Source organism: Microbacterium hydrocarbonoxydans (assembly GCF_000956475.1).
Taxonomy (GTDB): Bacteria; Actinomycetota; Actinomycetes; order Actinomycetales; family Microbacteriaceae; genus Microbacterium; species Microbacterium hydrocarbonoxydans_A.
In genome coordinates this window covers 148,008-173,099 of sequence record NZ_JYJB01000003.1, presented here as the reverse complement: position 1 = coordinate 173,099, position 25,092 = coordinate 148,008, and the positions used below count along the sequence as shown (strand labels likewise).

At 66.7% G+C, this 25,092-nt stretch carries 39 protein-coding genes; 7 read left to right on the top strand and 32 right to left on the bottom strand.

The window, feature by feature from the left end:
* The 6 genes from RS84_RS01170 to RS84_RS01145 all read right to left on the bottom strand — a co-directional run.
* On the bottom strand, nt 1-1,520 hold a 1,520-nt coding region (locus tag RS84_RS01170; protein WP_045255918.1), incomplete at its 3' end, for a terminase large subunit.
* 8 nt (nt 1,521-1,528) lie between these two features.
* Nucleotides 1,529-1,897, bottom strand: a complete 369-nt coding sequence (locus RS84_RS01165) for a hypothetical protein (RefSeq protein WP_045255917.1) — start codon at nt 1,895-1,897, stop codon at nt 1,529-1,531.
* A gap of 159 nt (nt 1,898-2,056) precedes the next feature.
* Complete coding sequence (locus RS84_RS01160) at nt 2,057-2,323, bottom strand: hypothetical protein (protein WP_045255916.1); 267 nt, start codon at nt 2,321-2,323, stop codon at nt 2,057-2,059.
* A 166-nt stretch (nt 2,324-2,489) separates the two neighbouring features.
* Nucleotides 2,490-2,873, bottom strand: a complete 384-nt coding sequence (locus RS84_RS01155) for a hypothetical protein (RefSeq protein WP_045255915.1) — start codon at nt 2,871-2,873, stop codon at nt 2,490-2,492.
* Nucleotides 2,870-3,220 (bottom strand): hypothetical protein, encoded by a 351-nt coding sequence (locus tag RS84_RS01150; RefSeq protein WP_152641715.1) that lies wholly within the window; start codon nt 3,218-3,220, stop codon nt 2,870-2,872. The genes RS84_RS01155 and RS84_RS01150 overlap by 4 nt, the downstream gene beginning before the upstream one ends.
* Nucleotides 3,221-3,305: 85 nt before the next feature.
* Nucleotides 3,306-3,626 (bottom strand): HNH endonuclease, encoded by a 321-nt coding sequence (locus RS84_RS01145; RefSeq protein WP_052676157.1) that lies wholly within the window; start codon nt 3,624-3,626, stop codon nt 3,306-3,308.
* 45 nt (nt 3,627-3,671) lie between these two features.
* Here RS84_RS01145 and RS84_RS19060 point away from each other — a divergent pair, with 45 nt between their 5' ends.
* Nucleotides 3,672-4,016: a hypothetical protein gene (locus RS84_RS19060; RefSeq protein ID WP_152641714.1), complete on the top strand. Its 345-nt coding sequence runs from the start codon at nt 3,672-3,674 to the stop codon at nt 4,014-4,016.
* A 242-nt stretch (nt 4,017-4,258) separates the two neighbouring features.
* On the opposite strand, the gene RS84_RS19055 is transcribed toward RS84_RS19060, so the two are convergent.
* From RS84_RS19055 to RS84_RS01100, 10 genes are all read right to left on the bottom strand, one after another.
* Complete coding sequence (locus RS84_RS19055) at nt 4,259-4,669, bottom strand: hypothetical protein (protein WP_152641713.1); 411 nt, start codon at nt 4,667-4,669, stop codon at nt 4,259-4,261.
* Complete coding sequence (locus RS84_RS01140; protein ID WP_152641712.1) at nt 4,659-5,294, bottom strand: hypothetical protein; 636 nt, start codon at nt 5,292-5,294, stop codon at nt 4,659-4,661. Before RS84_RS01140 ends, RS84_RS19055 begins: the two co-directional genes overlap by 11 nt.
* A 187-nt stretch (nt 5,295-5,481) precedes the next feature.
* Nucleotides 5,482-5,907: a hypothetical protein gene (locus tag RS84_RS01135; protein ID WP_045255912.1), complete on the bottom strand. Its 426-nt coding sequence runs from the start codon at nt 5,905-5,907 to the stop codon at nt 5,482-5,484.
* The gene (locus RS84_RS01130) at nt 5,900-6,223 is read right to left on the bottom strand and encodes a hypothetical protein (RefSeq protein WP_152641711.1); all 324 of its coding nucleotides are present in this window, start codon (nt 6,221-6,223) and stop codon (nt 5,900-5,902) included. The genes RS84_RS01135 and RS84_RS01130 overlap by 8 nt, the downstream gene beginning before the upstream one ends.
* Nucleotides 6,207-6,686, bottom strand: a complete 480-nt coding sequence (locus RS84_RS01125) for a single-stranded DNA-binding protein (protein WP_045255910.1) — start codon at nt 6,684-6,686, stop codon at nt 6,207-6,209. Before RS84_RS01125 ends, RS84_RS01130 begins: the two co-directional genes overlap by 17 nt.
* Before the next feature lie 2 nt (nt 6,687-6,688).
* Complete coding sequence (locus tag RS84_RS01120; RefSeq protein ID WP_045255909.1) at nt 6,689-7,078, bottom strand: hypothetical protein; 390 nt, start codon at nt 7,076-7,078, stop codon at nt 6,689-6,691.
* Nucleotides 7,075-7,305, bottom strand: coding sequence for a hypothetical protein (locus RS84_RS01115; RefSeq protein ID WP_045255908.1), 231 nt, complete (start codon nt 7,303-7,305; stop codon nt 7,075-7,077). Before RS84_RS01115 ends, RS84_RS01120 begins: the two co-directional genes overlap by 4 nt.
* Nucleotides 7,289-7,942 carry a hypothetical protein gene (locus RS84_RS01110; RefSeq protein WP_200891946.1) on the bottom strand — a complete coding sequence of 218 codons (654 nt, stop codon included), beginning with the start codon at nt 7,940-7,942 and terminating at the stop codon, nt 7,289-7,291. The genes RS84_RS01115 and RS84_RS01110 overlap by 17 nt, the downstream gene beginning before the upstream one ends.
* Nucleotides 7,943-8,308: 366 nt before the next feature.
* Nucleotides 8,309-8,623, bottom strand: coding sequence for a hypothetical protein (locus RS84_RS01105; protein ID WP_045255907.1), 315 nt, complete (start codon nt 8,621-8,623; stop codon nt 8,309-8,311).
* Nucleotides 8,620-9,036, bottom strand: coding sequence for a hypothetical protein (locus RS84_RS01100; protein WP_045255906.1), 417 nt, complete (start codon nt 9,034-9,036; stop codon nt 8,620-8,622). Before RS84_RS01100 ends, RS84_RS01105 begins: the two co-directional genes overlap by 4 nt.
* 90 nt (nt 9,037-9,126) lie before the next feature.
* Between RS84_RS01100 and RS84_RS19265 the strand changes: the two genes are divergently transcribed.
* On the top strand, nt 9,127-9,264 hold the full coding sequence (locus RS84_RS19265; RefSeq protein WP_160298155.1) for a hypothetical protein: 138 nt from the start codon (nt 9,127-9,129) through the stop codon (nt 9,262-9,264).
* 13 nt (nt 9,265-9,277) lie between these two features.
* Here the strand turns inward: RS84_RS19265 and RS84_RS01095 are convergent, their stop codons facing one another.
* The 10 genes from RS84_RS01095 to RS84_RS19255 all read right to left on the bottom strand — a co-directional run bounded on the left by RS84_RS01095 (nt 9,278) and on the right by RS84_RS19255 (nt 16,304).
* Nucleotides 9,278-11,014 carry a DNA cytosine methyltransferase gene (locus tag RS84_RS01095; RefSeq protein WP_045255905.1) on the bottom strand — a complete coding sequence of 579 codons (1,737 nt, stop codon included), beginning with the start codon at nt 11,012-11,014 and terminating at the stop codon, nt 9,278-9,280.
* On the bottom strand, nt 11,011-11,823 hold the full coding sequence (locus tag RS84_RS01090) for a DNA adenine methylase (RefSeq protein WP_045255904.1): 813 nt from the start codon (nt 11,821-11,823) through the stop codon (nt 11,011-11,013). Before RS84_RS01090 ends, RS84_RS01095 begins: the two co-directional genes overlap by 4 nt.
* A complete protein-coding gene (locus tag RS84_RS01085) occupies nt 11,820-12,542 on the bottom strand; it encodes a hypothetical protein (protein ID WP_045255903.1) in 723 nt (240 codons plus the stop codon). Before RS84_RS01085 ends, RS84_RS01090 begins: the two co-directional genes overlap by 4 nt.
* Nucleotides 12,539-13,012: a hypothetical protein gene (locus RS84_RS01080; protein WP_052676156.1), complete on the bottom strand. Its 474-nt coding sequence runs from the start codon at nt 13,010-13,012 to the stop codon at nt 12,539-12,541. Before RS84_RS01080 ends, RS84_RS01085 begins: the two co-directional genes overlap by 4 nt.
* Nucleotides 13,009-13,710 carry a hypothetical protein gene (locus RS84_RS01075; RefSeq protein ID WP_045255902.1) on the bottom strand — a complete coding sequence of 234 codons (702 nt, stop codon included), beginning with the start codon at nt 13,708-13,710 and terminating at the stop codon, nt 13,009-13,011. The genes RS84_RS01080 and RS84_RS01075 overlap by 4 nt, the downstream gene beginning before the upstream one ends.
* Nucleotides 13,707-14,060 (bottom strand): DUF6085 family protein, encoded by a 354-nt coding sequence (locus RS84_RS01070; RefSeq protein WP_052676155.1) that lies wholly within the window; start codon nt 14,058-14,060, stop codon nt 13,707-13,709. Before RS84_RS01070 ends, RS84_RS01075 begins: the two co-directional genes overlap by 4 nt.
* On the bottom strand, nt 14,057-15,022 hold the full coding sequence (locus RS84_RS18840) for a YqaJ viral recombinase family protein (protein ID WP_160298154.1): 966 nt from the start codon (nt 15,020-15,022) through the stop codon (nt 14,057-14,059). The genes RS84_RS01070 and RS84_RS18840 overlap by 4 nt, the downstream gene beginning before the upstream one ends.
* 2 nt (nt 15,023-15,024) lie before the next feature.
* Nucleotides 15,025-15,312: a hypothetical protein gene (locus RS84_RS19260; RefSeq protein WP_052676154.1), complete on the bottom strand. Its 288-nt coding sequence runs from the start codon at nt 15,310-15,312 to the stop codon at nt 15,025-15,027.
* Nucleotides 15,313-15,375: 63 nt separating this feature from the next.
* Nucleotides 15,376-16,137: a phage antirepressor KilAC domain-containing protein gene (locus RS84_RS01055; protein WP_045255901.1), complete on the bottom strand. Its 762-nt coding sequence runs from the start codon at nt 16,135-16,137 to the stop codon at nt 15,376-15,378.
* Nucleotides 16,134-16,304 carry a hypothetical protein gene (locus tag RS84_RS19255; protein WP_160298153.1) on the bottom strand — a complete coding sequence of 57 codons (171 nt, stop codon included), beginning with the start codon at nt 16,302-16,304 and terminating at the stop codon, nt 16,134-16,136. Before RS84_RS19255 ends, RS84_RS01055 begins: the two co-directional genes overlap by 4 nt.
* A 75-nt stretch (nt 16,305-16,379) precedes the next feature.
* Between RS84_RS19255 and RS84_RS01050 the strand changes: the two genes are divergently transcribed.
* The gene (locus tag RS84_RS01050) at nt 16,380-16,760 is read left to right on the top strand and encodes a hypothetical protein (protein ID WP_045255900.1); all 381 of its coding nucleotides are present in this window, start codon (nt 16,380-16,382) and stop codon (nt 16,758-16,760) included.
* 239 nt (nt 16,761-16,999) lie between these two features.
* Here RS84_RS01050 and RS84_RS01045 read toward each other — a convergent pair whose 3' ends face one another.
* A complete protein-coding gene (locus RS84_RS01045) occupies nt 17,000-17,236 on the bottom strand; it encodes a helix-turn-helix transcriptional regulator (RefSeq protein ID WP_045255899.1) in 237 nt (78 codons plus the stop codon).
* Nucleotides 17,233-17,499 (bottom strand): helix-turn-helix domain-containing protein, encoded by a 267-nt coding sequence (locus RS84_RS19050; RefSeq protein WP_152641709.1) that lies wholly within the window; start codon nt 17,497-17,499, stop codon nt 17,233-17,235. The genes RS84_RS01045 and RS84_RS19050 overlap by 4 nt, the downstream gene beginning before the upstream one ends.
* Before the next feature lie 14 nt (nt 17,500-17,513).
* Here RS84_RS19050 and RS84_RS01040 point away from each other — a divergent pair, with 14 nt between their 5' ends.
* The 3 genes from RS84_RS01040 to RS84_RS01030 are packed head-to-tail and all read left to right on the top strand — an operon-like array spanning nt 17,514 to nt 19,515.
* The gene (locus RS84_RS01040) at nt 17,514-17,963 is read left to right on the top strand and encodes a hypothetical protein (protein ID WP_152641708.1); all 450 of its coding nucleotides are present in this window, start codon (nt 17,514-17,516) and stop codon (nt 17,961-17,963) included.
* Entirely contained in the window at nt 17,963-18,421 is a 459-nt protein-coding gene (locus RS84_RS01035; protein ID WP_045255897.1) for an ImmA/IrrE family metallo-endopeptidase, read from the top strand. Before RS84_RS01040 ends, RS84_RS01035 begins: the two co-directional genes overlap by 1 nt.
* Nucleotides 18,421-19,515 (top strand): site-specific integrase, encoded by a 1,095-nt coding sequence (locus RS84_RS01030; protein ID WP_045255896.1) that lies wholly within the window; start codon nt 18,421-18,423, stop codon nt 19,513-19,515. Before RS84_RS01035 ends, RS84_RS01030 begins: the two co-directional genes overlap by 1 nt.
* A gap of 114 nt (nt 19,516-19,629) precedes the next feature.
* Here the strand turns inward: RS84_RS01030 and nrdF are convergent, their stop codons facing one another.
* Genes nrdF through nrdH form a run of 4 tightly spaced genes read right to left on the bottom strand, consistent with a single transcriptional unit; the run spans nt 19,630 to nt 23,485 of the window.
* A complete protein-coding gene (nrdF, locus tag RS84_RS01025) occupies nt 19,630-20,610 on the bottom strand; it encodes a class 1b ribonucleoside-diphosphate reductase subunit beta (protein ID WP_045255895.1) in 981 nt (326 codons plus the stop codon).
* A gap of 28 nt (nt 20,611-20,638) precedes the next feature.
* Nucleotides 20,639-22,738, bottom strand: coding sequence for a class 1b ribonucleoside-diphosphate reductase subunit alpha (gene nrdE / locus RS84_RS01020; protein ID WP_045255935.1), 2,100 nt, complete (start codon nt 22,736-22,738; stop codon nt 20,639-20,641).
* 41 nt (nt 22,739-22,779) lie between these two features.
* Nucleotides 22,780-23,214 carry a class Ib ribonucleoside-diphosphate reductase assembly flavoprotein NrdI gene (nrdI, locus tag RS84_RS01015; RefSeq protein ID WP_045255894.1) on the bottom strand — a complete coding sequence of 145 codons (435 nt, stop codon included), beginning with the start codon at nt 23,212-23,214 and terminating at the stop codon, nt 22,780-22,782.
* Between the two features lie 37 nt (nt 23,215-23,251).
* Nucleotides 23,252-23,485 (bottom strand): glutaredoxin-like protein NrdH, encoded by a 234-nt coding sequence (nrdH, locus tag RS84_RS01010; RefSeq protein WP_045255893.1) that lies wholly within the window; start codon nt 23,483-23,485, stop codon nt 23,252-23,254.
* A 389-nt stretch (nt 23,486-23,874) separates the two neighbouring features.
* On the opposite strand from nrdH, the gene RS84_RS01005 reads away from it, so the two are divergent.
* Complete coding sequence (locus RS84_RS01005; RefSeq protein ID WP_200891945.1) at nt 23,875-25,083, top strand: MFS transporter; 1,209 nt, start codon at nt 23,875-23,877, stop codon at nt 25,081-25,083.
* The last annotated feature ends 9 nt before the right edge of the window (nt 25,084-25,092 follow it).

Below are 25,092 nucleotides of genomic sequence, written 5' to 3'. Positions count from 1 at the left end.
GGTGGGGGCGGCGTCAGCGCCTCGAGCGCGTACAGCGCGATCGTCTCGGCGCAGATGCCGGCGATGTCCATCGGGACGGACTTCTCGCGCGACCATCCAGTGTTCTCGGCGTAGGTGCGGACAACCGCGCCGGGGATCGCCCGGTCGACGTCCGGCTGCGGGATGAGCGCGATGCCGCGGTCGCGGACGCGGTCGGAGAGCCGGCCGGTCGCGAGCGCGAACGCAGACCAGTCGATCGCGTGGACGATGAACTTCGTCATCTTCCCGTTGACTGGGAACTCGGCATCCTGCAACGGCTTGAGGAAGTCCGTCGCCGGGACGCCCTTCGACTGCACGGCGACCTCGAGGTGCCCGGACGTCTGCGCGAGTTCGATGAGCGCCGGGAGCACCCACGCCCATCCGGGGCGCTTCACGCGGATCGTGACGAACGGGGTGCCGTCCTCGAGCAGCACAGCGGCGGCGAGCCAGGTCGTCCGCCGGTTGTGCGACATGTCGATGCCCCACACGGTGCGGGCACCACGCGGGATCTTCGCGAGGACGTCAGCGGCGGCCTGATGTAGCTGCTTCCAGTCCTCGACCTCGATGAAGTTGTCGACCTTCGCAGTCACCCACTGGCCGAGAACCTCGATACGCTCGACGTTCTTCTCCTTGGCCTCCGCGGCGGCGCGCATAAGACCGGCGATCGTCATGCCGGGGAGGTACCCGGCAGACGGGTTCGCCTGAGCGAACGCCCGCGGGTCATCGAGGCGGGCATCCTGTTCCGCCGACCACTCGGCGATGAACCACTGCGTCTCCGGATCGTCGACACCCTCGTGCCCGATCTGGCGGACGTCGCGGAGCACCTTCGAGCGCCGGGTGCCGGCGTTCGAGAACGCGACGAGCAGCGAGTCGTACATCGCGTTCGCGGACTTCTCGATCGCCGACCAGCCGTCGTAGTCGTACTGCTCGCGGAGCTCGTCAAGAATCAGGCGGGCGGCGGACTGACCGCGGGCACCGTCGAAGGTGCGCGGCAGGTACGCGGCGCCCATGAGCGTCCGAAGCTCGGTCTCGCCGTTCGTGGTGCGCGGCGGGTAGGTGATCTCCTGCAAGTCGGGGACGCGATCGACCGCGATGCCGATCTTGATGTCATCCGGTGCACCCCAACGGCGCACCTGCTTCCACGGCTTCATGGCGATGTCGAGCTTCTGCGCGGCACCGACGACGACGAAGTTCTGTTCGGCGATCTGGTTCGGCCAACGGCCCGCGTCGACGTACAGCCAGTACGCGGCGAGCACGGCGGCGATGAGCGTCTTGCCGTTCTGGCGGCCGACGATCACGAGCGCCTTGCGGAAGCGGAGCAGCCCGAACGAGTCGAGCTCGAGCATGTGGATCAGGAGCCACTTCTGCCACGGGAACAGGTGGACCTTCAGCGTCTCCTCGGCGAACTCGATGACCTCGAATCCGCGGGAGGTGCGCGGGGTGAGCTCGCACAGCGGCTTCGTCCACACACGCGGCTCTGTGAACCCGTGCGTGATCTCCACCGCGCCTCCTACCCGGCCTGCGCCTTCTGCCGGAACGCGAGCACCTTGTTCGTCGGCTTCGCCGGCGCAGGCTTGATCGCCGGCCGCCCGGGCGCAGATGCCGCAGGCGCTTCACCCTCGGGCGTCAGGCCCAGGGCGTCGAGGTACTTCAGGAAGCTCGCGATCGAGACGTTGTCGTTCGCGGGCACGGACGGGCGACCACCACGCTCGGCGGCATCCTCGATCGCCCACTCGACGATGACGTCCCACGCGTCGATCTTCTTCGCGAGGGATCGAGCCGCGGCGACGACGGGAGCATGCTTCGCGCGCAGGTGCTTCGCGTTGCGCAGCCCGCGCTCGAGGGCTGCGGTCACGGATTCCTCAGCGAATGCGGTCATCGCGGTCACCTTTCCTCGCGTGCGCGCGTGCGCGACCCCCTATGAGGGTTATCGGGGAGAGAGGAACATCCTCCCGGCGGTGTGCCGCCCTCCCACCTCGAGGCTGGATTTTTCCACGAAGTGGAATCGGAGCCTCGAGGTAGGAGAGCGAAGGGTCAGTCAGGCGCGGTGGGGCCAGGCCCACTGGCCGTCTGCGTCACCCTGACGCGCGGACGTCACCCAGAGCGAGTCGTTGCCATCGAGGATCGCCTGACCATTCACGCCGTCGGGCCACACCCTCACGACGATGAGCGGCACGACATCGCCAGGCATGGGCACGTTCCCCCGACGGTGTGTCGGATCGGTCGCCCTCTCGGCAGTGATGATCGCGACGTCGGCAGGGCGGAGCTTGTAGAGGACGATGCGTCCTGGTGTGATCTGATCCATGCTGGCCTCCTGGCCTATCGGGTTGGACTTGCGAGGATGCGGGCGAGGATCTCCGGCCCGGTGATGAGACCGAGACCGCGGCGTTCGCCCCACACCCGCGTGGGATGCTTCGACGTCTTGGCGAACGGGATACCCGCGCGCTTACGCGCCTTCCGTGCTCGAGTGCTCATGACAGGCGCGTCCCGCGGTCTGTGACCACCTCGGGGCACCCGCTCGCGCTGACAATGGCACGGGCGTCGCGAAGGAACTCCTCGCGACGCCCGTCGTTCATGGCGCGGTAGGCATCCTCGGACACGAGGACGATGTCGGCACTCAGGCCCCGGAGGTTCGATGCCGCCGAGTGGAAGACGATGCGCCCGCGACCGCCGAGGTCGACGCGCTCCTCGCCGTTCCGCCTGCACACGCGGAACCCCGGCCACGCGCTGATGTCCGGGTGCTCGACGAAGCAGCGGATCGCGTCACCGATCTCCCATCGCCGCTCGGTGAGTACGATGACGCGCTTGCCCTTCGCGGCCTCGACGAACAGGCCGGCGGCCTCGAAGCGGTTCATCGCGCTCCCCCGCAGGTCGACGAGGCGATGTGGTTGTCGCCCTCACCGTGCTCGATGCGCAGGTTCGGATCGTTCGATGCGAGCTTGGCTCCGCAGTCCGAGCACGTCGCGATGTGCGCGGCGGTGACCTGTGCGGTCGGGAGCGACTCGAGCAGGTCGTCGGCGGCGCGCAGGAGTGCGGACGTGGCGGCGGCCTTGATCGCGTCGACGGGCGCGGCGTGGAACGTGACCAGACCGTGCCCCTCGTCCTCGAGCACCACGGGCACGGTGAAGTTCGCGACGACGGCGGGCATGCCGTCGCCGAGGCTGATCGACACCGTCCCGCCGATGGGAACCGCTGCGGTCATGATCACTCCGATCGGGTCTGTCCCGGCTCGCTCAGCCCGCGCGCGAGGTGGGTGCGCCGCGGCGAAGGCGAGCCGGAAGGCTTGGTCATCCCCACCACGCCGGCATGGGGTCGCCGAGGCCACGCTCGGCGTCGCCCTTGCCTCGGCTGCTGTTGCAGTCGAAGTGCGCGTGACGGAAGTTGTCGGGGTCGTTCTGCAGTTCAGGGAAGTCCTCAACCGGGTAGTAGTGATCGAGGGTGTGCGAGTCGGTCGTCGTTCCCGGCGCCTGCTCGTAGTCGATGCGGAGCGTGCAGATCCAGCACACCGAGAGGTGACGGGTCGCAGGGTCGGCGTCGAGGATCTTGCCCGACTCGTAGAACTCCGTGCGCTGGCGTTGAGCTTCTCGGGTGTGGACGCGCTTGCTCAACGCCTCCCCCTGTCGTGAGTCCGTACCGGTCGATAGAGTTCCGGCATGAGTCTGAAGTTCCGGGATTGCCGCGAGTGTGGTGAGTCTCACGCTCTTCGCCCGGATGGTCGCATGTCCATCCACACGACGAACTCCGGCGCCCGGTGCACCGAACCGACGGCCCAAGCCGCGGCGGAATCCGGCAAGGCTTTGCGGCCTTCGCGGACCGTTTCGCTCACACCACGCGCGGACGAGGATGATCCCGAGCTTCAGGCAGCGTTCGACGCATCCAATGCGCGGCGCCGCAAGGTTGACGATCGTGAACCAGGGCGACCAGACCGCAGAATCTACGCGACTACCGGCGTGAGGACAGTGCGCGGCGGTGTGCCAGGAGGCGGCAAGCGCCGCTGAGACCGTGCCCCGCCGCGCATCACCGCATCAGTGTGCGCATCATGCGACTTTCTCCGGCTGCTCTCTCTACGCTGACCCGTGGGTCACGTGAGGTCATGGCAGCGACGTCGCTCTGCAGCGGGATGTGAGCGCGTGGCGGCGGGGGCACAGCTGAACGAAAGAAGCCCCGCCGGATCGGCAGGGCTTCGGTCACAGTTCAAGTGCAAGCACAGCTTAACACGTTGAGATCGTCACACGGTGATCTATCGTTTGGAGCCTGGCAGCCCTCCTGAAACGGTCTTGCCTGGTGCAGCCCGATCACCGATGACGCTCGTAGAACGGCGCTCGCTAGCCGCGACTGGCGAGAGTGTCCGCTTCAACAGCGCTCGCGCCTCGACGGACTCGGGCTCGTCGTAGCGGTCGTACGGCACGGCCGCGAGCCCATCTGCGAACCATCCGATGGCGAGAAGCGATCCCGAGCACCGCACGCCGCCCCGTTGCGCATGATTCGGGATGCGGAAGCGCTCGTTCACCTTCATTGCTCGCCCACACACCGGGCACGGGAACTTCTCAAGGAGCCGCGCGATCTCCGCAACCACGGCACGATGCTTTTTGGCGAGCGCGAGCCGGAGCTTGTGCTCAGCGGCTGCGCGCTGTCGGTGCTCACGACCCATGAGGAGATCCTAGGTCCTCGGCCCCCGGGTGTCTCTGCTCAGACTCAGTCTGGTTCTGCACCAGCCCACTCATCTGCTTCTCGCTCAACCGCTCACGCGTAGCGAGCAGCTCATTGCGCCGGAACATGCGCGTCCGGATGCCAGCGATCACGAAGGTGCCCGCAACCTCGATCTCCTCGCGCTTGATCCATCGGCGCAGCGTCGAATCGCTGCCCGCGATGCGCACGGCATCCGCCCACCCGACGATCGGGTCGCCCCACTCCGGGATCGGCACCGCCTGATCGCGCACAGGGTCGAGGTGATCCTCGGGCGACCATGCGGGCTCGCCCTTCGTGCGACGCTCGACACCCCACTTCGCCATCGCATCAGCGACCGACCATGCCTGACGCTCCCCCTCGACCTCCGGGTGCACGTCGAGCACCACGGCGCCCAGCCACGTGATCACGTCATGGTCGTTCGAGTATTCCGACAGGGTCACGTACCACCACGAGTCGAGCTGCTCGAGCGCAGTGATCGCATCCAGATAGTCCGCATCCACCGGGGCCGGCGGCTCCACCGACGACGACCGACCGCCCGGCGCCTTGTCCGTCGGCGTCGCCTTCATCGGATCAGCCAGAGACCGCACCCGGGCTAGGAGATCCGGACCGTCGGCGAGCAGCGCACGCATCCGACCGAAGCACCGATCGCAGATCAGCGAACCGTCCCGGCACTCGCGCGGGGCGCATCCCCAACACGTGCCGCCGTCGTCCCCCCGACCATCGCACGCCGCGAAGTGCACTCCGCGCTGCTTGCACCCTCGGATGCACACGCGGTCATCCATCACGGTTCTCCTCGCTCGTCCAGAACGTGCCGTCCTCCCAGAAGCCGCGACGGATGAGCACTCGCTCCTCGCCACGCTCCGGATGCGTAGCCGTCCACCAGAGCGCCTGCCCGTCGTGGAAGTGGATCTCAACCCCGTCGGCAGACGACTCGTCCGACGCCCAGAGCAGCAGGTAGTCCTGGGGCTCGCCCCACTCGTACTCGATGAACGCCTCGGGGCTGCAGAACGGGCACGGCACATCACGCTCGCGGAAGTCGTCGTCGGCATCGCACAGCCCGATGCCCTGATATCCGTCCGCCCACGTCAGCACCGAGGCGCACACCGTGTCGGGATACGTCGCGCCGAACGCCGACCACGTGAGGTTGCCGGGGCACTCCTCCCGACCTGGCAAGAGCTCGACCTCGTTCTGCTCAGACATCGCGATCCTCCGGGTAGTTGCAGTTCAGGTGGTCATCGAGGGTCCAGCCGAACGGGACGACGTCGCCGCAGCTCGGGCACGTCCGCGACGGCTCGCACCCGCAGGCGCAGTCGACGAACTCGTCCGTGTCATCGGTGAGCGCCTCGTGGAGGCAATTGCCGTGCTTCCCATCCCGACACTCCGGGCACTTCACGCGCGGCGGGTCGGTGCACACGCAGTCGTCGAGCTCGTCGGGATCCTTCGACACCGAGATGATCCCCGAGCCCTTGCAGTGCGCACAGTCGGGGCGCGGCGGGAACTCAGAACGGAGTGTCATCACCGAAGCCCCCTGCCCACTCCCCCGCAGGCGGCTCAGACGTCGCCCACTGCTCCTCGACCGGGGCGGATGCCGCCGGCCGCTGCTGACCATCCGTGCGCGCCGCCCGGGTCACCTGTGCGGTCGCGTAGCGGAGGCTCGGGCCGATCTCGTCGACCTCCAACTCGATCGCCGTGCGCTGCACGCCCTCACGGTCCTGATAGGCACGCTGACGCAGGCGGCCGGTCGCGATGACCCGCATGCCCTTCGTCAGCGAACCGGCGACATGCTCGGCGAACTCACGCCAGCACGAGGCCCGGAGGAACAGGGCGTCGCCGTCCTTCCACTCCTGCGCGGTCCGGTCGAAGCTGCGCGGTGTCGACGCGATCGTGAAGCTCGCCACCGGCAGCCCGTTCTGCGTGAACCGCAGTTCAGGGTCGGCGGTCAGGTTCCCCACGACGGTGATGATCGTCTCGCCTGCCATGGTCAGTTCTCCTCGTGGTTCGTGTAGTCAGGGTGTTGGCCGGCCATGTGGCGGCGCAGATCCTGGAATGAGCGGTTGCAGCACGGGCACACCCCGGCTGCGATCCGGTTCTTGAGCCGGGTGTTCTGGCCCTTCTGCGCGCGCCGCTGATACTCGGTCATCTGCAGTTGGTCCCGGGTATGGGTGAGCGCGCCCTCGGTGAAGCGCAGGCGCTCACGGAGCATCTCGGCCTCGCTCTTCTGCCCATAGTTCATCGAGTGACCCGTCGGGCAGTAGAAGCTCTTGTGGTCATTGCGCCGCGCCTCCACGAACTGCGGCGTGACACCGAAATCCATGTGGCATGCGGGGCACTCGACGATCGTCAACGTGCCGGTGTAGGTCTGCGTGCTCATGCCGTCATCTCCTGTCCCGCGAGCATCCGCTCGCGCTCACCAGCGAGGAACGTCCTCAGCTGCTCCGTCTTCTCCTCGAACGCCCTCGCGAGCGTGTCCTTCACCGGGAGCGCACGGATGCGCTCCCTCAGCACGTGCCGGCGGCGCACTGGGTCGTTCTCGGCATCCTCGATGAACGCCGCGAACCACTCATCCGCGAGACGCCAGTCATCAGAACGTCGAGTCATCCCACACCTCCCCTGCTTCCTGGTTCTGCTCGTACTCGGTCATCTGCTCGCCATAGCGGGCCTCCTGAACCCAGCGATCGTGACGCCGGCGCGCGGTGCCGCAGGGACCGCAGTCCTTGAATCTTCCGGAGGGGTGATCGGGGCATCCGATAGGTGGGGCATCCATAAGCAGCGGTCGTTTCGGCGGCCGTGTCCGGGTCTCCTGCTCCTCCGCCCACGTCGCCCACTGACTCACCCGTTCGCCCTGCTCGGCACGCACCCGCGCACCCGCCCGCTCGCCCGCTCCCCCCACAGCCACGAATGTTCGCGAATGTTCGTGTGGCGGTTCCGGAGCATCCGACGACGCCAGTCGGGCGTCGACGCGCAGCGGGCGCCGCAACGCGATCCACTCCGAGCCCCGCTCCTGATAGATCGTCAGGAAGCCCGAGTCGGCGAGCATCAGCAGATGCTCGATCACGAGATCCGTCGCCGCCTGCCCCGGGTAGATCGCCGCGGCGATCAGCTCCGGCACCAGCTCGCACCGGCCCAGAGGGTCCGTCGCCGTCGTCCACAACCCGACCGCGGTCGGTTTCGCCTCGTGCGGTGCGCGCAGGTACCCCGGCCACCGCATATCCTCCGCGCTGATCCGCCGCTGCACGCTCCTCGTTGACACCCTGATCGCTTCCCTTCGCGAATCCCTCGAACACCAGATCGATCGCGAGCTGTAGGTGCTCGTCGTCGACCTCGAAACACTCCGTCCACCCGCGGCCCTGGAACAGGATCTGGCGGGCCTCGATCTCGGAGCGGAACGCCTGCGGGAACCAGCGCCGCAGGATCCGCAGCGCCTCCGTCTCCCACGACGCGTCCGTGCCCCGCGCGAGAACGACCACCTGGCCGCCCGAGATCGCCATCTCCTGCACGCGGGCGAACCGCCAGGCGCGGCCGACCTTCAGCACGTGACGGCCCTCGCCGCGCTCATCCGCCCAGACGACGACATACGTCATCGCGAACTTCGGCATCGCGCTCATGCGAGCGCCTCCTCGTCCACGAGCAGCTCGCGGATATTCCCGAGGAGCTCCATGACCTCAGCGTTCGTCCACTTCAGGTCAGGTCGGTTGTCTTCGTTCGCATAGACGGTCTGATCGATGAAGCCGATCGTCGCGTCGCGCTGCGCGTCGGCGCGGCCCTTTGACCCGGCCCAGTCGACGACGGATGCCGCGATATCGGCAATGCGGACGACGACGCCGATTGGATGAACATCCTCGTGCTCGACTCCGACACGGTCGGCCTGCCGCTTGATCGCCACGCACAGGTTCACGAGATCGCCGTAGTCGCTCATCGCATGCCTCCGAACAGCGCGTGTGCGCGCCACTTCATCCACTCGTCGCCGTACACCGCGCAACCCATCTCCATCGCGACCGCCGACGAGATCCGCACGCGCAGCATCCCCTCGAACCGGTACCAGGAGAACTCGTGCGGGAAGTACACCGGCACCCGGTCCGGCGAGGTCACCCACTTGCGGACCTTCCAGCCGTAAGCGAGCGCACGGTCCTGCAGCTCGCGCTCGCACGCCTCGTTGCAGACCAAACACAGAGTCAGGCCATCGACCGGCGACGGAACGAGCTTCGACCCGCCCATGCCCACAGCGCGGCGATGCTGGAACGACAGCCCCTCGACCGCCGCGCACGCTGCGCACCGGTAGCCGTCACGCAGGTAGACGCCGCGGCGCGTGGTCTCGGTCGGGCCGGTCATGCTGCCACCTCGCACCCCTGATTAGCCGCCGAATTCGCGCCTAGCGTTGGATCAGCGAGGCGAACCACGCCTCCAACTGAAGGAGTAGGAATGCCCCGATTCATCCGAACACCCGACGCAGGACTCAATGACCAGTCGCACTCTTGGCTGCACTCAGACGGGTCGATCACGCCTGCGACAGACGAAGAGATCGATCGCATCATCGGCGACGAGCCCACGCTCGGCTGATCCGTCCGCCCGGTCACGCCGCCACCGCCAACAGGAACTCAGCGACCGCGTGACCGAGGTCGCGCGCGGCGGGCGGCGTGACCGCGTTCCCGGCCTGCTTGACCTTGTCGCGCTTCGAGCCGAGCAGCAGGTAGTCACTGGCGAAGCCCATACCCGCCTGGATCTCGTGCGGCTCGAGCATCCGGAACCCGGCGTCATCGACGTCGAGGCTGATCGGCTCCGACGGCTCGATGAGCGACTGATGCCCGGCCGTCGTGAGCGCGCGGATCGGCTCGGTCACCGGCGTCGACATCTGCCCCTGATCGCCGCGAGCGGTGTTGTTCCGCATCACGAGCGCGTGGTGGTTGCCCTCCGCGCTGACCGTGTCGATCGGGTGCGATGCCGGCTTCGCGACGCCGTGATTCCGCAGGGGCACCAGCAGCCCGGTCTCGTTGCGTGTCGACTGCGTGCGCATCGGGTCGGCGACGGATGCCGCGCTCTTCCCCTCGCGCCCTTCGACGGGGATCAGCAGAGACGCGTGGTTGCCGCCTGCGACCAGCGACGGCAGCGCATCGGACACCGGCCGCGACCGGGAGTCGTCCGCGCCGCTGAGGTTGTTCACGATGAGCGCGTGGTTCGCGCCGTCTGCGACGACCGTCGGGAGCGCCTCGTCGAGCGTCTGGGTGCGCTCGCGCTGTCGGAACTGCGCGAGGAACGCGGGCGGCATCGCCAGCCCGTGCTCGGCGGAGCCCAACTGCACCGGGAGCGGTTCGTCGGTGCCGCCCACGCGCAGGTAGTTCGATCCCGTCGTGACGCCGTCGTACGTATTCCCGGCGGCCTTCGCGATGATCGGCGCCCAGTACCGTTCGATGCCGCGACGGATCCGCTCGCGCGTCTTCTCGGCGAGCGGCTTCGCCCGGTCTCCGATGCGCGGCGCGGGGAGCGACCAGTCGATGATCGACTCAGCGGCGAGCCAGCCCGGCTCGATGACATGGAAGCACTTCGGGCACCGGTAGAGGTACTGCGCCCGGTAGCGGCCCCACTGCTCGGCCTTCTTGAACGCCTGGACCGCCTGCACCTCGCCGTGCTCGGGGCACACCGCCATCGGGCGGGTCCACTTCCCGACGTTCGGGCCGGGCAGATCCTTCGTCGCGAGATCCTCCCGCCACATCACGATGTACATGCGGTCGCGGGACTGCGGCGCGGGGAGGCCGCCGATCTGCGCGTGCATGCTGTTCAGCCAGACGAACTGCATCCGGTAGCCGAGGGACTTCATCGCCATCTGCCACGCCTCGAACTGGTCCCACCGGTACGCGTCGACGACGTTCTCGAGGATGATCGCCATGTACCGGTGGTGCTCAGCGAACCGCGGGATGTCCCACATCGTCGCGCGTGACCGGTTCGCGGCCTCATCCGGGAGCGGGCGGGTGCCGTCGATCTCGAACAGCGCCTGATCCTGCTGACGCTGCCGCTTGATGCCCTTCGCGATCGAGTGGTTCGTGCACTCCGGCGACCCCCAGAGCACGTGAGTGCGCGGGAAGTACGCCGGGTTCACCTGCGAGATGTCCGCCTGCGAGTGATCCGTCTCGGGGTGATTCACCTGGTGCGACTCGATCGCGAGCGCCCAGTGATTCGCCGCGATGACGACGCGGTATCCGGCCTCGACAAGACCGCTGCTCGATCCGCCTGCACCGCAGAACAGGTCGGTGACGGTGAGCCCGTTCCACGGCACCTCCGGGTGCTTGTAGCCCGAGGCTGCATCCACGCTCATGCCGACACCTCCTCGTGCCAGAGGAAGTCTCCGAGAGGCCGGTTTGACCAGACGACCTCGACGACGTCGCGATCGATAGCGTTGTCCGATCTCGCCGAGATCTGGACCTGGTACCAGTCGGCGAACAGCTCGTCGTAGAGCTCGGAGGCGTAGCCTGAGAGCATCACGGTCGCAGCGCACGCGCGCAGCGATCCCGCCATGTCACGGTGGTCGCTCTCTGTCATCTCGTGCGTGTATCGCGCGCCCCGACGTGAGGAATGCACGTAGGGCGGATCGACGTACAGCAGGTTGTCCTCGTGCGCGCCGTACTTGTCGATCACCTCGAGCGCGGGACGGCACTCGAGCGAGACGTTCTGCAACCGCTCCGCGGCGGGAAGGAGCCGGCTCCGGTAGGCGCGCATATAGGTCGAGAACGATCCGTTCGTGCCGCGCGGATCGACGTAGAACCGCCATCCTGTTCGCTTCATCGTCCGCGAGCGTCCCTGAGTGAGAAGCACCCACACCTGACGAGCGAGCTCGAGGTCGGTCTCGCCGTCCAAAGCGGCCGCTCCTTCGAGCTCGGCACGGCTGTGTGGCGTGAACTCGGCGACGTGGAGCAGCTCCTCCGGGCTGTCGCGCAGCACACGCCAGAAAGTCATCAGGCGGCTGTCGAGGTCGTTGACCACTTCGATCTTCGACTCCGGCTTCGCGAGCAGAACCGACAGCGACCCGGCGTAAGGCTCGATGTATCCCATGTGCGAGGGCATCAACGCGACCAGCTGCTCCGCGATCTGCTGCTTCGCACCGAAGTACTGAACCGGCGACTTCATCGGACGTCCTCCTCATCGTTCGACGCGGAGGGCTGAATGACGGCGGTCGCCCGGAGCACACTCGACTCCCAGAAGTCGATGAGCACCGGGCCCGGGCGGCCCGTGGTCTCCGAGACCGTGTACGCGATCGTGGGGGTCTCGGTGTGCGCGGTCTGCAGGGCGCGGGCGTCGGCGATGAAGTCGAGCACCAGCGGCGACGGCTCGCCGACGGGCGCCATGCGGATGCCGTCGACGACGCGCGACGTGCTCGGGTATGCGTCCGCGATCAGCGGGGCGTCGAAGCGGGCCGAGGGTGCGTTGTCGTCGTCCCACTCGCGGTAGATCACCGACACCCAGCCGGCGTGCGGGCTGTCCTCGCGGATCGCGGGGACGGTGAACTCGAGGATCGCGACCGGTTCGATCAGCGAGTCCTTCTTCGGCACGAACGTGCGGACGTTCTTCTTCGCCCAGACGAGCGCGTCGTGCGGGATGACGACGTCGACCGGATCGATCGGCGCGCGCAGCGCGAGGTGCATCTGGTGGATGCGGTACTTGTCGGTGGCCTCGGCGATCGCCGAGAGCCCGTCGGCGGCGAGGTGCGCATGGCAGATGACGCCATACGCCTCGTTCGTCGCGGTCGCGGCGAGGAGTCCCTCGGCGAGCCACCGCATATCGGGCACCGAGATCTTCAGCTCACGGGTGACCGTGAGATCCTCGGCGTTGATCGTGATCGTGCTCATCGGTTCTCTCCTCCCACGCGCTTGGCGATCGACTGCAGCAGGGACACGTCCCGCTCGATCGCCTCGGCGAAGTCCTTCGCGTATTCGAATGCGAGCCAGGCGTCGTCGTGCGCGTCCATGGCGTCGATGAGACGCTGGTCGGTGCCGTACGCGAGCTCGCGGAGTTCGGTCATGGTGTAGCGGGGTCCGTACTCGTCGCGGAGCTTCTTCAGCGCCATGCCGAGTGCGACCTTCTTCGACCGCTCGGCGCGCTGCAGCTTGCGCCGGTAGTCGTCGAGGGCGGCGGGTGCCGAGAGGTTCTTCGCGCGGGCCATGGCGAGCGCACCGGCGATCTGCACCGGTGTCGGCGCCCACTGCGCGAGCAGCTCCTCGTCGAGCATCGCGATGTCCAGGGGGACGATGTCGAACCCGGGCGCGGTGTGCACGACCGTGCCCGTCATCGGGTCGGCGTGGATCGTGTCGTCGGTCATCGCTTCCCGCCCTTCTTGCGTGCGGCCTTGCGGCGCGCGGCACGGTTCCCGGCGGGCGCGAGGAAGTCGTTCGGCTGGGCAGGCTTCGCTTCGGTGCTGCGGATCGCGCCGGTCGCAGTGCGCGGTGCGGGCGCGACATCCGCGCCCGGTTCGTCGACCGGCTCCCAGGCGCCCGCCTCGATCTCGGCGAGCCGGGTCCGCAGGGCACGCTCGCGCGGCACCGTGACCGCGCGGGCCGTCTTCATCTCTGCGTGCAGCTCGTGCACGGCATCCGTGGTCGCGGCCGCCGCGATCTCGGCCTCCCATTCGCGCTGCAGCGCGGGTGCCATGGGCGCGTCGATCTGCTCGTCGGGTTCGCGGCGGTCGCCGATCGCGTCGCGGTAAGCGCGGCGCAGCACAGAGCGGTCGGCGTACGCGCCGAAAAGCTTCGTCGGCTTCGCCATCCACAGCGCACGCCAGGAGTCCTCGGCGGGCAGGGACTCCGCCCACACGACGTAGCGTTCAGTCGGGATGCCGTCGCGGAGCACGGTCGCGCGGGCGATCGCGGGCGGGTGCTCATCGATCCAGAACTTCACCCACGTCTCGCCGTCGGCCGAGAACTCGGTCGGGAGGATCTGCACGGTCGCGCCGGTGCTGATCGCGAGGCGCTCGTACTCGGCGAGGGTCTGCGCGACGTCGTCGATGTTCGGGGTGCTCATGGCTGGTCCTTCACGGGGATGAGTTCGAAGTCGTGGGAGTCGGTGGGCACGACGCGGTACCGGCCGCGCTCGAGGGGCTCGCCGTCGGCGAGGTGCTGGTGCACGTCGCAGTCGAAGAGGTCGCCGGTGAGGCGCTCGACGAGCGGATGCTGCAGGGTGAACGTGTCGCCCTCGGCGCGCACGATGTGATCGTGACCGTCGGTCAGGTCGACGAGCACGGCGATCGCGACCGCCGCGGAGTCCTTCGCGATCGCGGTGCGCTCCGCGGGTGAGATGTACTTCCGGTTCGCGGTGAGGTTCTTCCGCATGCCCTCGGCGAGCAGCGCCTCGATGACGTCGAGCTTGCTCATGACGCTGCACCCTTCGTCGCGGTGATCGTGAGACGCACCTGGTCGCGGTGGTACAGGGCCGCGGCGGCCTTCTCCGCGGCCTTCACCCGGGTGCGCATGTCGACGACCTCGGCGTACGACGCGGGCTCGGCATCCGCCCACGCGGCCTCGTCGAGCACCGGCAGCTTCGTGAGGGCGAACGCGGCCCGCTGACCGGCGCCCTTCGCGCCGCGCTCGTCGGCCTCGTCGAGCGCGTATGCGCGGATGATCTTGTCTGCGGCGGCCTCCGCGGCGGCGGCCGCGGTCTTCATCGCCCGGGCACGCGCCCAGTCAGCGAGGGCGTCGTCGACGTCGGCGGGCAGGTCGTCGATCTCCGGGGCGCCGGCCTCACGCCATGCCATGAACTTCTCCGCCTCGCCGATCAGCACTCCGATGCGGTGCTCGTCACGCGGCACCCACACGAAGCGGGGATCGTCGAGCGTCGGGGTTCCGTCCTCGCCCATGACCTCCCACACGTACAGCCACCAGTTCGTCTCGGTGACGGCCATGCCGATCTGCATCTGGTCGTAGTGCTCGGCGGGGATGTCGTCGCGGCCGCCCCACGTGTGGTCGTGGGACTTCACCTCGACACCGAACGGGCCGTGCGCCATGTCCCATCCGAGACCGTCCGGCGTCGCGAGCAGCCACGTCAGCTCGGGGTGGCCGATGAGCGCGATGTTCGCCGCGCACAGGGCGACGTTCTCCGACGCCCAGTCGATGAGGAAGTCCTCGCGCTCGTGGCCGCGGCGCGTGTGGGCGTTGCCCCGGAACGTCGCGCCGTTGAGCTTGTCGTCGAGGATCCGCAGCTGTGCGCCGCGACCGGCGTGCGCGATCGTGTGCGCCTCGGATGCGGTGACGCCGGCGGCGCGGGCGGCGCGGCCCTCGTCGGAGCCGAGCGAGTCCTCGGCGACGATGCGCAGCGGGCGGTCGATGATCTCGAGCATGGTCAATCCCTCCCAGGGGTGAACGCGGCGACGAAGATCGCCAGGCTGATGAGGACGGCGAGGTCCGCGCCGTTCCAGACGGGTGCGGCGGCGGGGATGCCGCAGGTGATCGCGAGGCCGACGCCCACGAGCAGCAGCACCCACCTCCATGGCGCGAGCGGCCAGATGCCGCGCCGCGCCGGGATCACGCGGATGCTGTCGGTGATGACGCTGACGTGCGTCGATGCCGTGCGCGGTTCGGGAACTTCCACCACATCTGCGGTGTCGTCGGTATCCTGTGTCTGAGGCATGTGCTTGCCTTTCTCTTGATGGGGCGTCCGGTGCAACGGACGCCCCTCTTCTCGTTGTGGGGGTCAGACGAGCGCGCCGAGGCGCACCCGAAGTCGTTCGATGCCGTGGATCGTGACGCGCACCTGCGGGGCATCGAGCACCAGCTCCCCTGTGCGGGGGTGGTGGTGAGACTGCGGCTTCTCCGCGAGATAGCCGGAGTCGACCGCGGACTGCTTCGCCTTCCACTTCCCGGCCGGGCTGCGGAAGATCCAGCCGAGGTCGGCGAGCTGCGCGAACAAGCGCTGGCGGCCGGTCTCGACGCCGGCACGGGCGAGGATCTTCGCAGCATCCGCGACCTCGTAATCCCCCGCGGCCGACGCGAGCTCGTCCCACGCCTCCGCGCGCGGCGTCAGCGCCTCGATCTCCTGATGCGCCTCAGCGATCGCGGTGTTCGCCTCGATCACCGCACGGGCGAGCAGCTGCTCCCGCGTCTCCGGCACGACGTACGAACCAGTGCGGCGGATGCTCGGCAGCACCTCGTGCGTCACCCACCGCTGGAACTGCTTGATCGCATCCCGATACGTCGGGGCCACCCGGCCGGACTGGCGCTGGATGATGACGCGGAACACGCCTCCCTCGGAGATCACGCGCATCATCTGCTCGCCGCCAGGGGTACGCACCAGATGCGTACCCGTCTCGTCCTCGTCGAGCGTGCGCACCATGTCGTGCGCATCGCGATAACCGAGCACCTCGGCGACGTCCGAGGCGACGAACCAGGGCTCGCCGTTGATCACGACAGTGCGGATGTCGCGGCCCTCGTACCGGAACACCTCGAGCGCGCTCATCGATCGCGCCCCACGCCGTCGAGGTGGTCAAGGCGAGACAGCCCGTTCGGGTGATCCTCGCCGATCTCCTGCGCGAGGTTGCCGAACATCGGTCGCCGCTTCGGTGCGTCCGGCGCGGCGGGGGGAACCGCACCGGACGCGGCACCCGGCGCGCCGAAGGAGGTCACACCGGGCGCGGCTCCTACGATCGGGGCAGAGTTCGCATGCGTTGCAGCGCATGCGGCACCGACCGAAGGAGAGACATGAACGCGCTGCCCAGCAACAGCAGCATCACCATCGACGGCATCACCATCACGTCGAACGCATCCGCGATTCTCATCTGGGAGCACGTCATCCGCCGGGCGATCAACGCCGGCCACTCCAAGTGGCTCCGCTTCCGCGACGGAGACGGCAATCGCGGCGTGCTGATCCACGCCAGGTCCGCGGTCTCTTCGTACATCAGCTACGCGGACGCGGTTGTCGATGGCGAGAATTTCCTGAGCGACGATCTTCCCGACTGGAACCTCGCATCCTGGGTCGACGAGTACATCGACCCGACCGATCGCCTGTGGTCGCTCATCCAGTCGATCGGCATTGACCAGCAGATCGCCGCGAGGAAAGCCGCCAGCGAACGCCCGGACTGACATCGGCTCGGTCGGGGCATCCGTCCCCGTGGTGCCCCGACCCGCCATGCCCGATTCCCCAGCGGACTTCCCGGCACCCCATCGACCGGAACCGTCCAGTGCGCGATCGCACAGCATCCACACGATCAACCCGGATACTCCGGCTGCCGTGATCCAGTCCATATGTCCGCCAGCGGTCCACCCGAAAGCGAACGCCGCAACGACCAGTCCAACCCACTTCGCGATGACGACGATGTGCTTCATGACTGCTCCCTCGTCGTGACGAGCGTCGAGCGCACGTAGGCGTCGACATCTGAGCGGGCGTACACGACCGTCTTCGCTGACGGCTTCGCGTAGCGCGGTCCCTTCCCTGCGTCGCGCATGCGCTGCAACAGCGTGACCGTCATCCCGGGGATGACCTCGCACACCTGAGCTGGCGAGAGCCATTCGGCGGGCGACACCGTGGCTCGGGTCTTCATCGGCGTCACGTTGCTCATGACGCCACCGCCAGAACTTCTCGCGTCGCACGGTTTAGCAGCTCGGTGTAGCTCAGGCCGAGGAACGCCGATGTGATGATCAGTTCCACCGTGTTGAACGGCGTCTCACCGTTCAGGCGGCGTCCCACCGTTCCCTGTGATAGACCAAGCGCTCCGGCGAGATCGGTCGCAGAAAGCCGCTTCCTTGCCAGTTCGGCGCGAACTTCATCCGCGAGGTTTCGTACAACCGCCGCGGCACGCTGCTCGACTGCTTGAATTTCCATGCAGTTAACGTCGCATGAAGATCCATGCACTGTCAACTTTCACAGACAACTTGTGCAAAATTCATGCAGACGACAGAATGGTGCCCGTGTCAGAAATTGAGTTCGCAGAACGGTTCGCCGATGCCCTCGTCTCCGAGATCAAGGCCGAGATGGGGCGACAGTCTCTCTCCTCGCGCGCTCTCGGCCGCCTGATCGGGAAGTCCTCCCAGTACATGTCCGACCGCCTCGACGGCGGAAACGTCAAGACCGGACGACGCGTCACACTGAACATCTGGGATCTCGCGGCGATCTCGGGCGCGCTCGGTCTCACTGAGGTGGAGCTCATCAGCCGCGCTGAAGCCGTCGCCAACGGTAGCGACAACGTGATCACCGGAAAGTTCGGTGTCGGTGCTACCACGGAAGATAGGCGAGCGGTCGCGAAGAAGAAGTCGCGCGACCCCGGAGGGGATGAGGGGGACTTCTGATGCAGTCCAAGATTCTGAAGCTGTACGAGATGCTCGATGCTCTCGGCGTGAGCGTGGAGTTCGTCGACCTGCCGCCTGACGATGACGGCGAGTACGACCACGACACACGCGTGCTGAAGGTCCAGCATGATCTGCTATTTCGTCGGTACGTCAGCACTCTCGCGCACGAGACGTGCCACGCCATCTACGGGGATGTGAAATCGAAGTTCGGCCCGGTGAACGCCAAGCAGGAGCGCCGCGCGGACGAGTGGGCGGCTCTGTTCCTGATCGGACTCGACGACTACCGGCGGGAGGAAGGCCGACACGATGGGCATGTCGATGCGATGGCGATCGCGCTCAACGTCACTGTCGACCTCATCGACGCGTTCCGCCGGATCCTGCTGCGCGTCGGAGACACCGTGTATGTCGCCCCGAAGATGGGCGCCGGCGAGTTCCACGCCCGCGTCGAGGTCGCGTGATGGCGGGTTCCATCACGGCGTACGAGACCGCCGCGGGGAAGCGCTACAGGGTCCGCTACCGCAAGCCCGACAAGTCCCAGACCGACAAGCGCGGATTCCGCACGAAGAAGGAAGCCGAGCTCTTCCTCGCCGACGTCACCATCTCGAAAGCCAAGGGCGAGTACATCGACCCCATCGAGAGCCGCAAGACGCTCGGCGCGTTCGAATCGAAATGGCGGGCCGAGCGACTGGCACCGCTGAAGCCCTCATCCCGGCATGCGATGGACACCGCCTGGCGCGTCCACGTGCAGCCGAAGTGGGGCACACGCACGATCTCGACGATCAAGCAGTCCGAGATCGCCGAGTGGGTCGCCGAGCTCAACAAGACGAAGAAGCCGCAGACCGTCCGACGAATCGTGTTCGTCCTCTCAGGCGTGCTCGCGATCGCCGCGCGCGAGAAGGCGATCCCGCGAAATCCTGCAGCCGGAGTCGCGCTACCCGCAAAACGACCGAAGGCGCCACGGTACCTCTCGCACGCTCAGGTGGCCGCGCTCGTCGAACACGCCGGCGACCATGCTCTCCTGCTCGACTTCCTCGCCTACTCGGGCCTCCGGTGGGGTGAAGCCGTCGCCCTGCGAGTCCGACACCTGAATATGCTGCGAAAGCGCGTCAACGTCGAAGACAACGCCGTGATCGTGAAGGGCGTCTATGAGATTGGCACACCCAAGTCGGGTCAGTCTCGCGTCGTGCCTATGCCTCCGCACCTGGTGAAGCAGATCGCGAAGGCGTGCGAAGGGAAGGGTCCAGACGGTTTCGTGTTCGGCGATGGCATCGTGGCGATGCCGCACCCGCACGCGACCAGCGGGTGGTTCGCGCGCGCCGTGAAAGCTGCGCAGGCCGTCGACAACTCGATCCCGACCGTTACGCCCCACGACCTCCGCCACACGGCAGCGTCCCTCGCGGTGTCGTCGGGCGCGAACGTGAAAGTCGTGCAGCGGATGCTCGGTCATGCGTCCGCTGCGATGACCCTCGACGTCTATGCCGACCTCTTCGACGGAGATCTCGACGCCGTCGCGCAGGCGATGAGCGCCGCACGGAAGGCAGCCATCTCCTAGCAAGTGTGGGCAAAACGTGGGCAGACATAGAGAAGACCCCCGGCGAACCGCTCGAGATGAGCGATCCGCCGGGGGTCTTTCCGTTTCGAGAATTGCGCCTCTGACCAGCTATTTCTAGAAGTCCCAGTCGTCGTCTTCCGTGGCCTCGGCCTTGCCGATCACGTACGACGAGCCCGACCCCGAGAAGAAGTCGTGGTTCTCGTCGGCGTTCGGCGAGAGCGCCGACAGGATCGCCGGGTTCACGTTGGTGACCGTCGACGGGAACATCGCCTCGTAGCCGAGGTTCATCAGAGCCTTGTTGGCGTTGTAGTGCAGGAACTTCTTGACGTCCTCGGTGAGGCCGACGCCGTCGTAGAGGTCCTGCGTGTACTGCACCTCGTTCTCGTACAGTTCGTACAGCAGCGAGAAGGTGTAGTCCTTCAGCTCGTCGCGCTTGGCCTGGTCGAGAGTCTCGAGCCCGCGCTGGAACTTGTAGCCGATGTAGTAGCCGTGCACAGCCTCATCGCGGATGATGAGGCGGATGAGGTCGGCGGTGTTGGTGAGCTTGGCGCGGCTCGACCAGTGCATCGGCAGGTAGAAGCCCGAGTAGAACAGGAAGCTCTCCAGCAGGGTCGAGGCGACCTTGCGCTTGAGCGGCTCGTCTCCGCGGTAGTAGTCCATGACGATCTGAGCCTTCTTCTGAAGGTTCGGGTTCTCCACGGACCAGCGGAACGCCTCGTCGATCTCCTTGGTCGAGCACAGCGTCGAGAAGATCGACGAGTAGCTCTTCGCGTGCACCGACTCCATGAACGCGATGTTCGTGTAGACCGCCTCCTCGTGCGGGGTGATCGCATCGGGGATGAGCGACACGGCGCCGACGGTTCCCTGGATGGTGTCGAGGAGCGTCAGGCCCGTGAACACGCGCATCGTGAGCGTCTGCTCGTCAGGGGTGAGCGTGTTCCACGACTGGATGTCGTTCGACAGCGGCACCTTCTCGGGCAGCCAGAAGTTGTTCACCAGACGGTTCCAGACCTCGAGGTCCTTGTCGTCCTGAATGCGGTTCCAGTTGATCGCCTGCACGCTGTCGACCAGCTTGAGGGGTTCGTGAGGTGTCATTCTTCGTCGTTTCTCGGGGAGGGAAAGGTCACAGCATGCAGGAGACGCACTCGGTCATGTCGGTGCCCTCCAGTGCCAGCTGACGCAGACGGATGTAGTAGATCGTCTTGATGCCCTTGCGCCATGCGTAGATCTGCGCCTTGTTGATGTCGCGCGTGGTGGCGGTGTCCTTGAAGAACAGCGTCAGCGACAGGCCCTGGTCGACGTGCTGCGTCGCCGCGGCATAGGTGTCGATGACCTTCTCGTAGCCGATCTCGTACGCGTCCTGGTAGTACTCCAGGTTGTCGTTCGTCATGAACGCCGCCGGGTAGTAGACGCGGCCGAGCTTGCCTTCCTTGCGGATCTCGATCTTCGACGCGATCGGGTGAATCGACGACGTCGAGTTGTTGATGTACGAGATCGAGCCGGTCGGGGGGACCGCCTGCAGGTTCTGGTTGTAGATGCCGTGCTTCTGGACGGACTCCTTCAGCTCGACCCAGTCGGCCTGCGTCGGGATGAAGTGACCGGCGAACATCTCCTTGACCTTGTCGGTCGCGGGAGCCCACTCCTGCTCGATGTACTTGTCGAAGAACGCACCCGACGCGTAGGTGGAGTCCTCGAAGCCGTCGAAGGCCACTCCGCGCTCGATCGCGAGCTTGTTCGACGCGCGCAGCGCGTGGAACAGCACGGTGTAGAAGTAGATGTTCGTGAAGTCGATGCCCTCTTCGGAGCCGTAGTAGACGTGCTCGCGAGCGAGGTAGCCGTGCAGGTTCATCTGGCCGAGGCCGATCGCGTGCGAGCGGTCGTTGCCGTCCTCGATCGACCGCACCGACGAGATGTGGCTCTGGTTGCTCACCGCGGTGAGTCCGCGGATCGCCGTCTCGACCGTGGCGCCCAGGTTCCCGCCGTCCATCGCCAGCGCGATGTTCATCGAGCCGAGGTTGCAGGAGATGTCCTTGCCGATCTCCTTGTACGAGAGGTCCTCGTTGTACGTGGTCGGCGTGTTCACCTGCAGGATCTCGCTGCAGAGGTTGGACATGTTGATGCGGCCCTTGATCGGGTTGGCCTTGTTCACCGTGTCCTCGAACATGATGTACGGGTAGCCCGACTCGAACTGGATCTCGGCGATGGTCTGGAAGAACTCGCGCGCGTTGATCTTGGTCTTCTTGATGCGCGGGTCGTCGACCATCTCGCGGTACTTCTCGGTGACCGAGATGTCGCCGAACGGCACGCCGTAGACCTTCTCGACGTCGTACGGCGAGAACAGGTACATGTCCTCGTCGTTCTTGGCGAGCTCGAACGTGATGTCAGGCACCACGACGCCCAGCGACAGGGTCTTGATGCGGATCTTCTCGTCGGCGTTCTCGCGCTTGGTATCGAGGAAGCGCATGATGTCGGGGTGGTGGGCGTTGAGGTACACCGCGCCGGCGCCCTGACGCGCACCCAGCTGGTTCGCGTAGCTGAAGCTGTCTTCGAGCAGCTTCATCACGGGGATGATGCCGCTGGACTGGTTCTCGATCTGCTTGATCGGAGCGCCCGACTCGCGGATGTTCGACAGCAGCAGGGCCACGCCGCCGCCGCGCTTGGAGAGCTGCAGGGCGGAGTTGATGCCGCGGGCGATCGACTCCATGTTGTCTTCGATGCGCAGGAGGAAGCAGCTGACGAGCTCGCCGCGCTGCGCCTTGCCTGCGTTGAGGAAGGTCGGCGTCGCGGGCTGGAAGCGACCGGAGATGATCTCGTCGACGAGGTTGATCGCGACCTGCTCATCGCCATCGGCGAGCGCCAGGGCGGTCATCACGACGCGGTCCTCGAAGCGCTCCAGGTAGCGCTTGCCGTCGAAGGTCTTCAGCGTGTAGCTGGTGTAGTACTTGAACGCGCCGAGGAAGGTCTCGAAGCGGAACTTCTTCGAGTACGCCAGGTCGTTGAGCTTCTGGATGAAGTCGAACGAGTACTTCTCGAGGACGGCGCCCTCGTAGTACTCCTTCTCGACGAGGTAGTCCAGGCGCTCCTTGAGCGAGTGGAAGAACACCGTGTTCTGGTTCACGTGCTGCAGGAAGTACTCCCGCGCCGCCCGCTTGTCTGCGTCGAACTGGATCTTGCCGTTCGCGTCGTACAGGTTGAGCATCGCGTTGAGGGCGTGATAATCCATGCCTTCGTACGCGGGGTTCGCCTTGAACGCCACCGTCTCGGTCACTGAAGCTGCCACCGTCTTTCCAATCCGTCGGTCACGCGATCGACATCGTCCTGTGTGCCGAAGATCTCGAGCCGATACAAGTGAGGCACGTGGCACTTGCGGCTGATGATGTCACCGGCGAGACAGAACGACTCGCCGAAGTTGGTGTTGCCCGCGGAGATGACCCCGCGGATGTGACGCCGGTTGTTCTCGTCGTTGAGGAACCGGATCACCTGCTTGGGCACGGCGCCGCGTTCGACACCGCGCCCCTCACCCCCGCCATAGGTGGGAGTGACGAGCACGAAGGGCTCGTCTATGACGAGGGGCCCTTCTTGAGAGTGGAGCGGGATGCGACGGGCGGGAAGCCCGAGCTTCTCGACGAAGCGCGCCGTGTTGCCCGACACGCTCGAGAAGTAGACCAGGAGCGGCGCTGCGGTCGCGACCGCGCTCATAGCTCTCTCCTTGGGTTCCTGAGCCTTCCGAAGGGCCTTAGGCGAGGCGGGAAGCCAGCTCGGCGATCTTGTCGGGACGGAAGCCCGACCAGTGGTCCTCGTCGGTGACGACGACCGGCGCCTGCATGTAGCCCAGCGCCTTGACCTGCTCGAGGGCCGTCGGGTCCTCCGACAGGTCGTGGATCTCGTACTCGATGCCCTTGGCATCCAGCGCACGATAGGTCGCGTTGCACTGAACGCAGGAAGGCTTCGTGTAGACCGTGATCGACATCGTGATTCCCCTCAGATCTCTGGCTCGATCCCTTGATCGAGCGGGTTTCTCCGGCAGACCCCCGCCGGGAGTTCAATACTACATATAGGTACGGACATTGGAAGTGACCACAAGGGGTAGTAGTTACATCCGTGTAGTTTTCCACCGCTCTCCACTGTTACAACACAGGTTCTCCACCGTTTCTTCCACAGGTCGACGGCAGTCGAACCGACCGTCGAAACGCGGAATGACGCGGCTCGGAACACCCCTTCCCTGATCCATCCACAGGGTGCACGCTACGCCCGGCATCCGACATCGGATTTTCTGTGGAATCGCACCTTCGGCGTGTCGCGGCGTGTCGTCCACGAGCCGCCTGGGCGACTGTCGCGGCCTCCCGGTAGCGTGGTCTCGTGGCGGGATACAGAGAGCTTCTTCGCACGCCGGGAGTCGGGCGCATGATCGCCGCACAGCTGACCGCGCGATTCCCCAACGGCATGAGTTCGCTCGCCATCCTGCTGCACGTCGAGCAGCAGACGGGGTCGTACGCCGCAGCCGGTCTCGTGCTGGCCGCGACCAGCGTCGGCCAGGCCGTCGCCGGCCCGCTCACGAGCCGCTGGATGGGCGCCTGGGGCATGCGCCGCGTGCTCACCCTCACCCTCAGCGTGTGCGTGATCGCCGTGCTGGGTCTGGCCCTGCTTCCGCTGACGCTTCCGGGTTACATGGTCCTGGGATGCGTCGCCGGTCTCTCCACTCCCCCGATCCAGGCCGCGGTGCGCACGATCTATCCCAAGCTCGTGAACTCCTCCCAGCTCACTCCGCTCTTCTCGCTCGACGCGTCGCTGCAGGAGATCATCTGGATCCTGGCGCCGGTGCTGATCACTCTGGTCTCCACGCAGATCGGCACGGTGGAGGGTCTGCTGCTGGTGGCGATCATCCTCGTCGCGGGAGGGGCGTGGTTCATCCTCTCCCCGGAGGTCGGCAGGGTCCGCATCCCGCGCAGCCGCAACGCGCTCGGCAAGGTCGTGCTCAAGCCGCCGGTGCTGCTGGCCACCGTGATCGGCTTCCTGCTCATCGGAGCCTGCGCGGCCGTCGAGGTCGGCGTCGTCGCGTCCTTCGAGCACGGCAGCCTCGCGGCAGGCCTCGTGCTCGCTGTCTTCTCAGTAGGCAGCCTCGCCGGCGGCCTGGCGTTCGGGCACATCCCGATCGGGCCGTGGGCGATGGCGCGGCGCCTGGTGATCGTGACGGTGGGCCTCGCCCTGACGATGGTCATGCTGAACGCGTACTGGCTGGGCGGCACGCTCGTGCTCGCCGGCATCGGCATCGCCCCTGCTCTTGCCGTGCTGTTCGCGATCACCTCCGCGAGCGTGAAGTTCAGCGAGACCGCCGAGGCGTTCGGCTGGGCCGGCACAGGGCAGCTCATCGGCGCCGCCGCGGGATCCGCCGTCGCCGGCTTCCTCGTCGACGTCGGCGACTGGCGCGGCGCGTACCTCGCCGCGACCGTCTTCGCAGGCGTCGGACTCATCGTCTCGATCGTGTTCGTCCGGGCGTTCCCCGATCTTCGAGGTCGCGATGCGAGCCCCACGCCCGACACCGAGCCGCTCGCCGTCACCCCGTCATAGGCTGAGCAC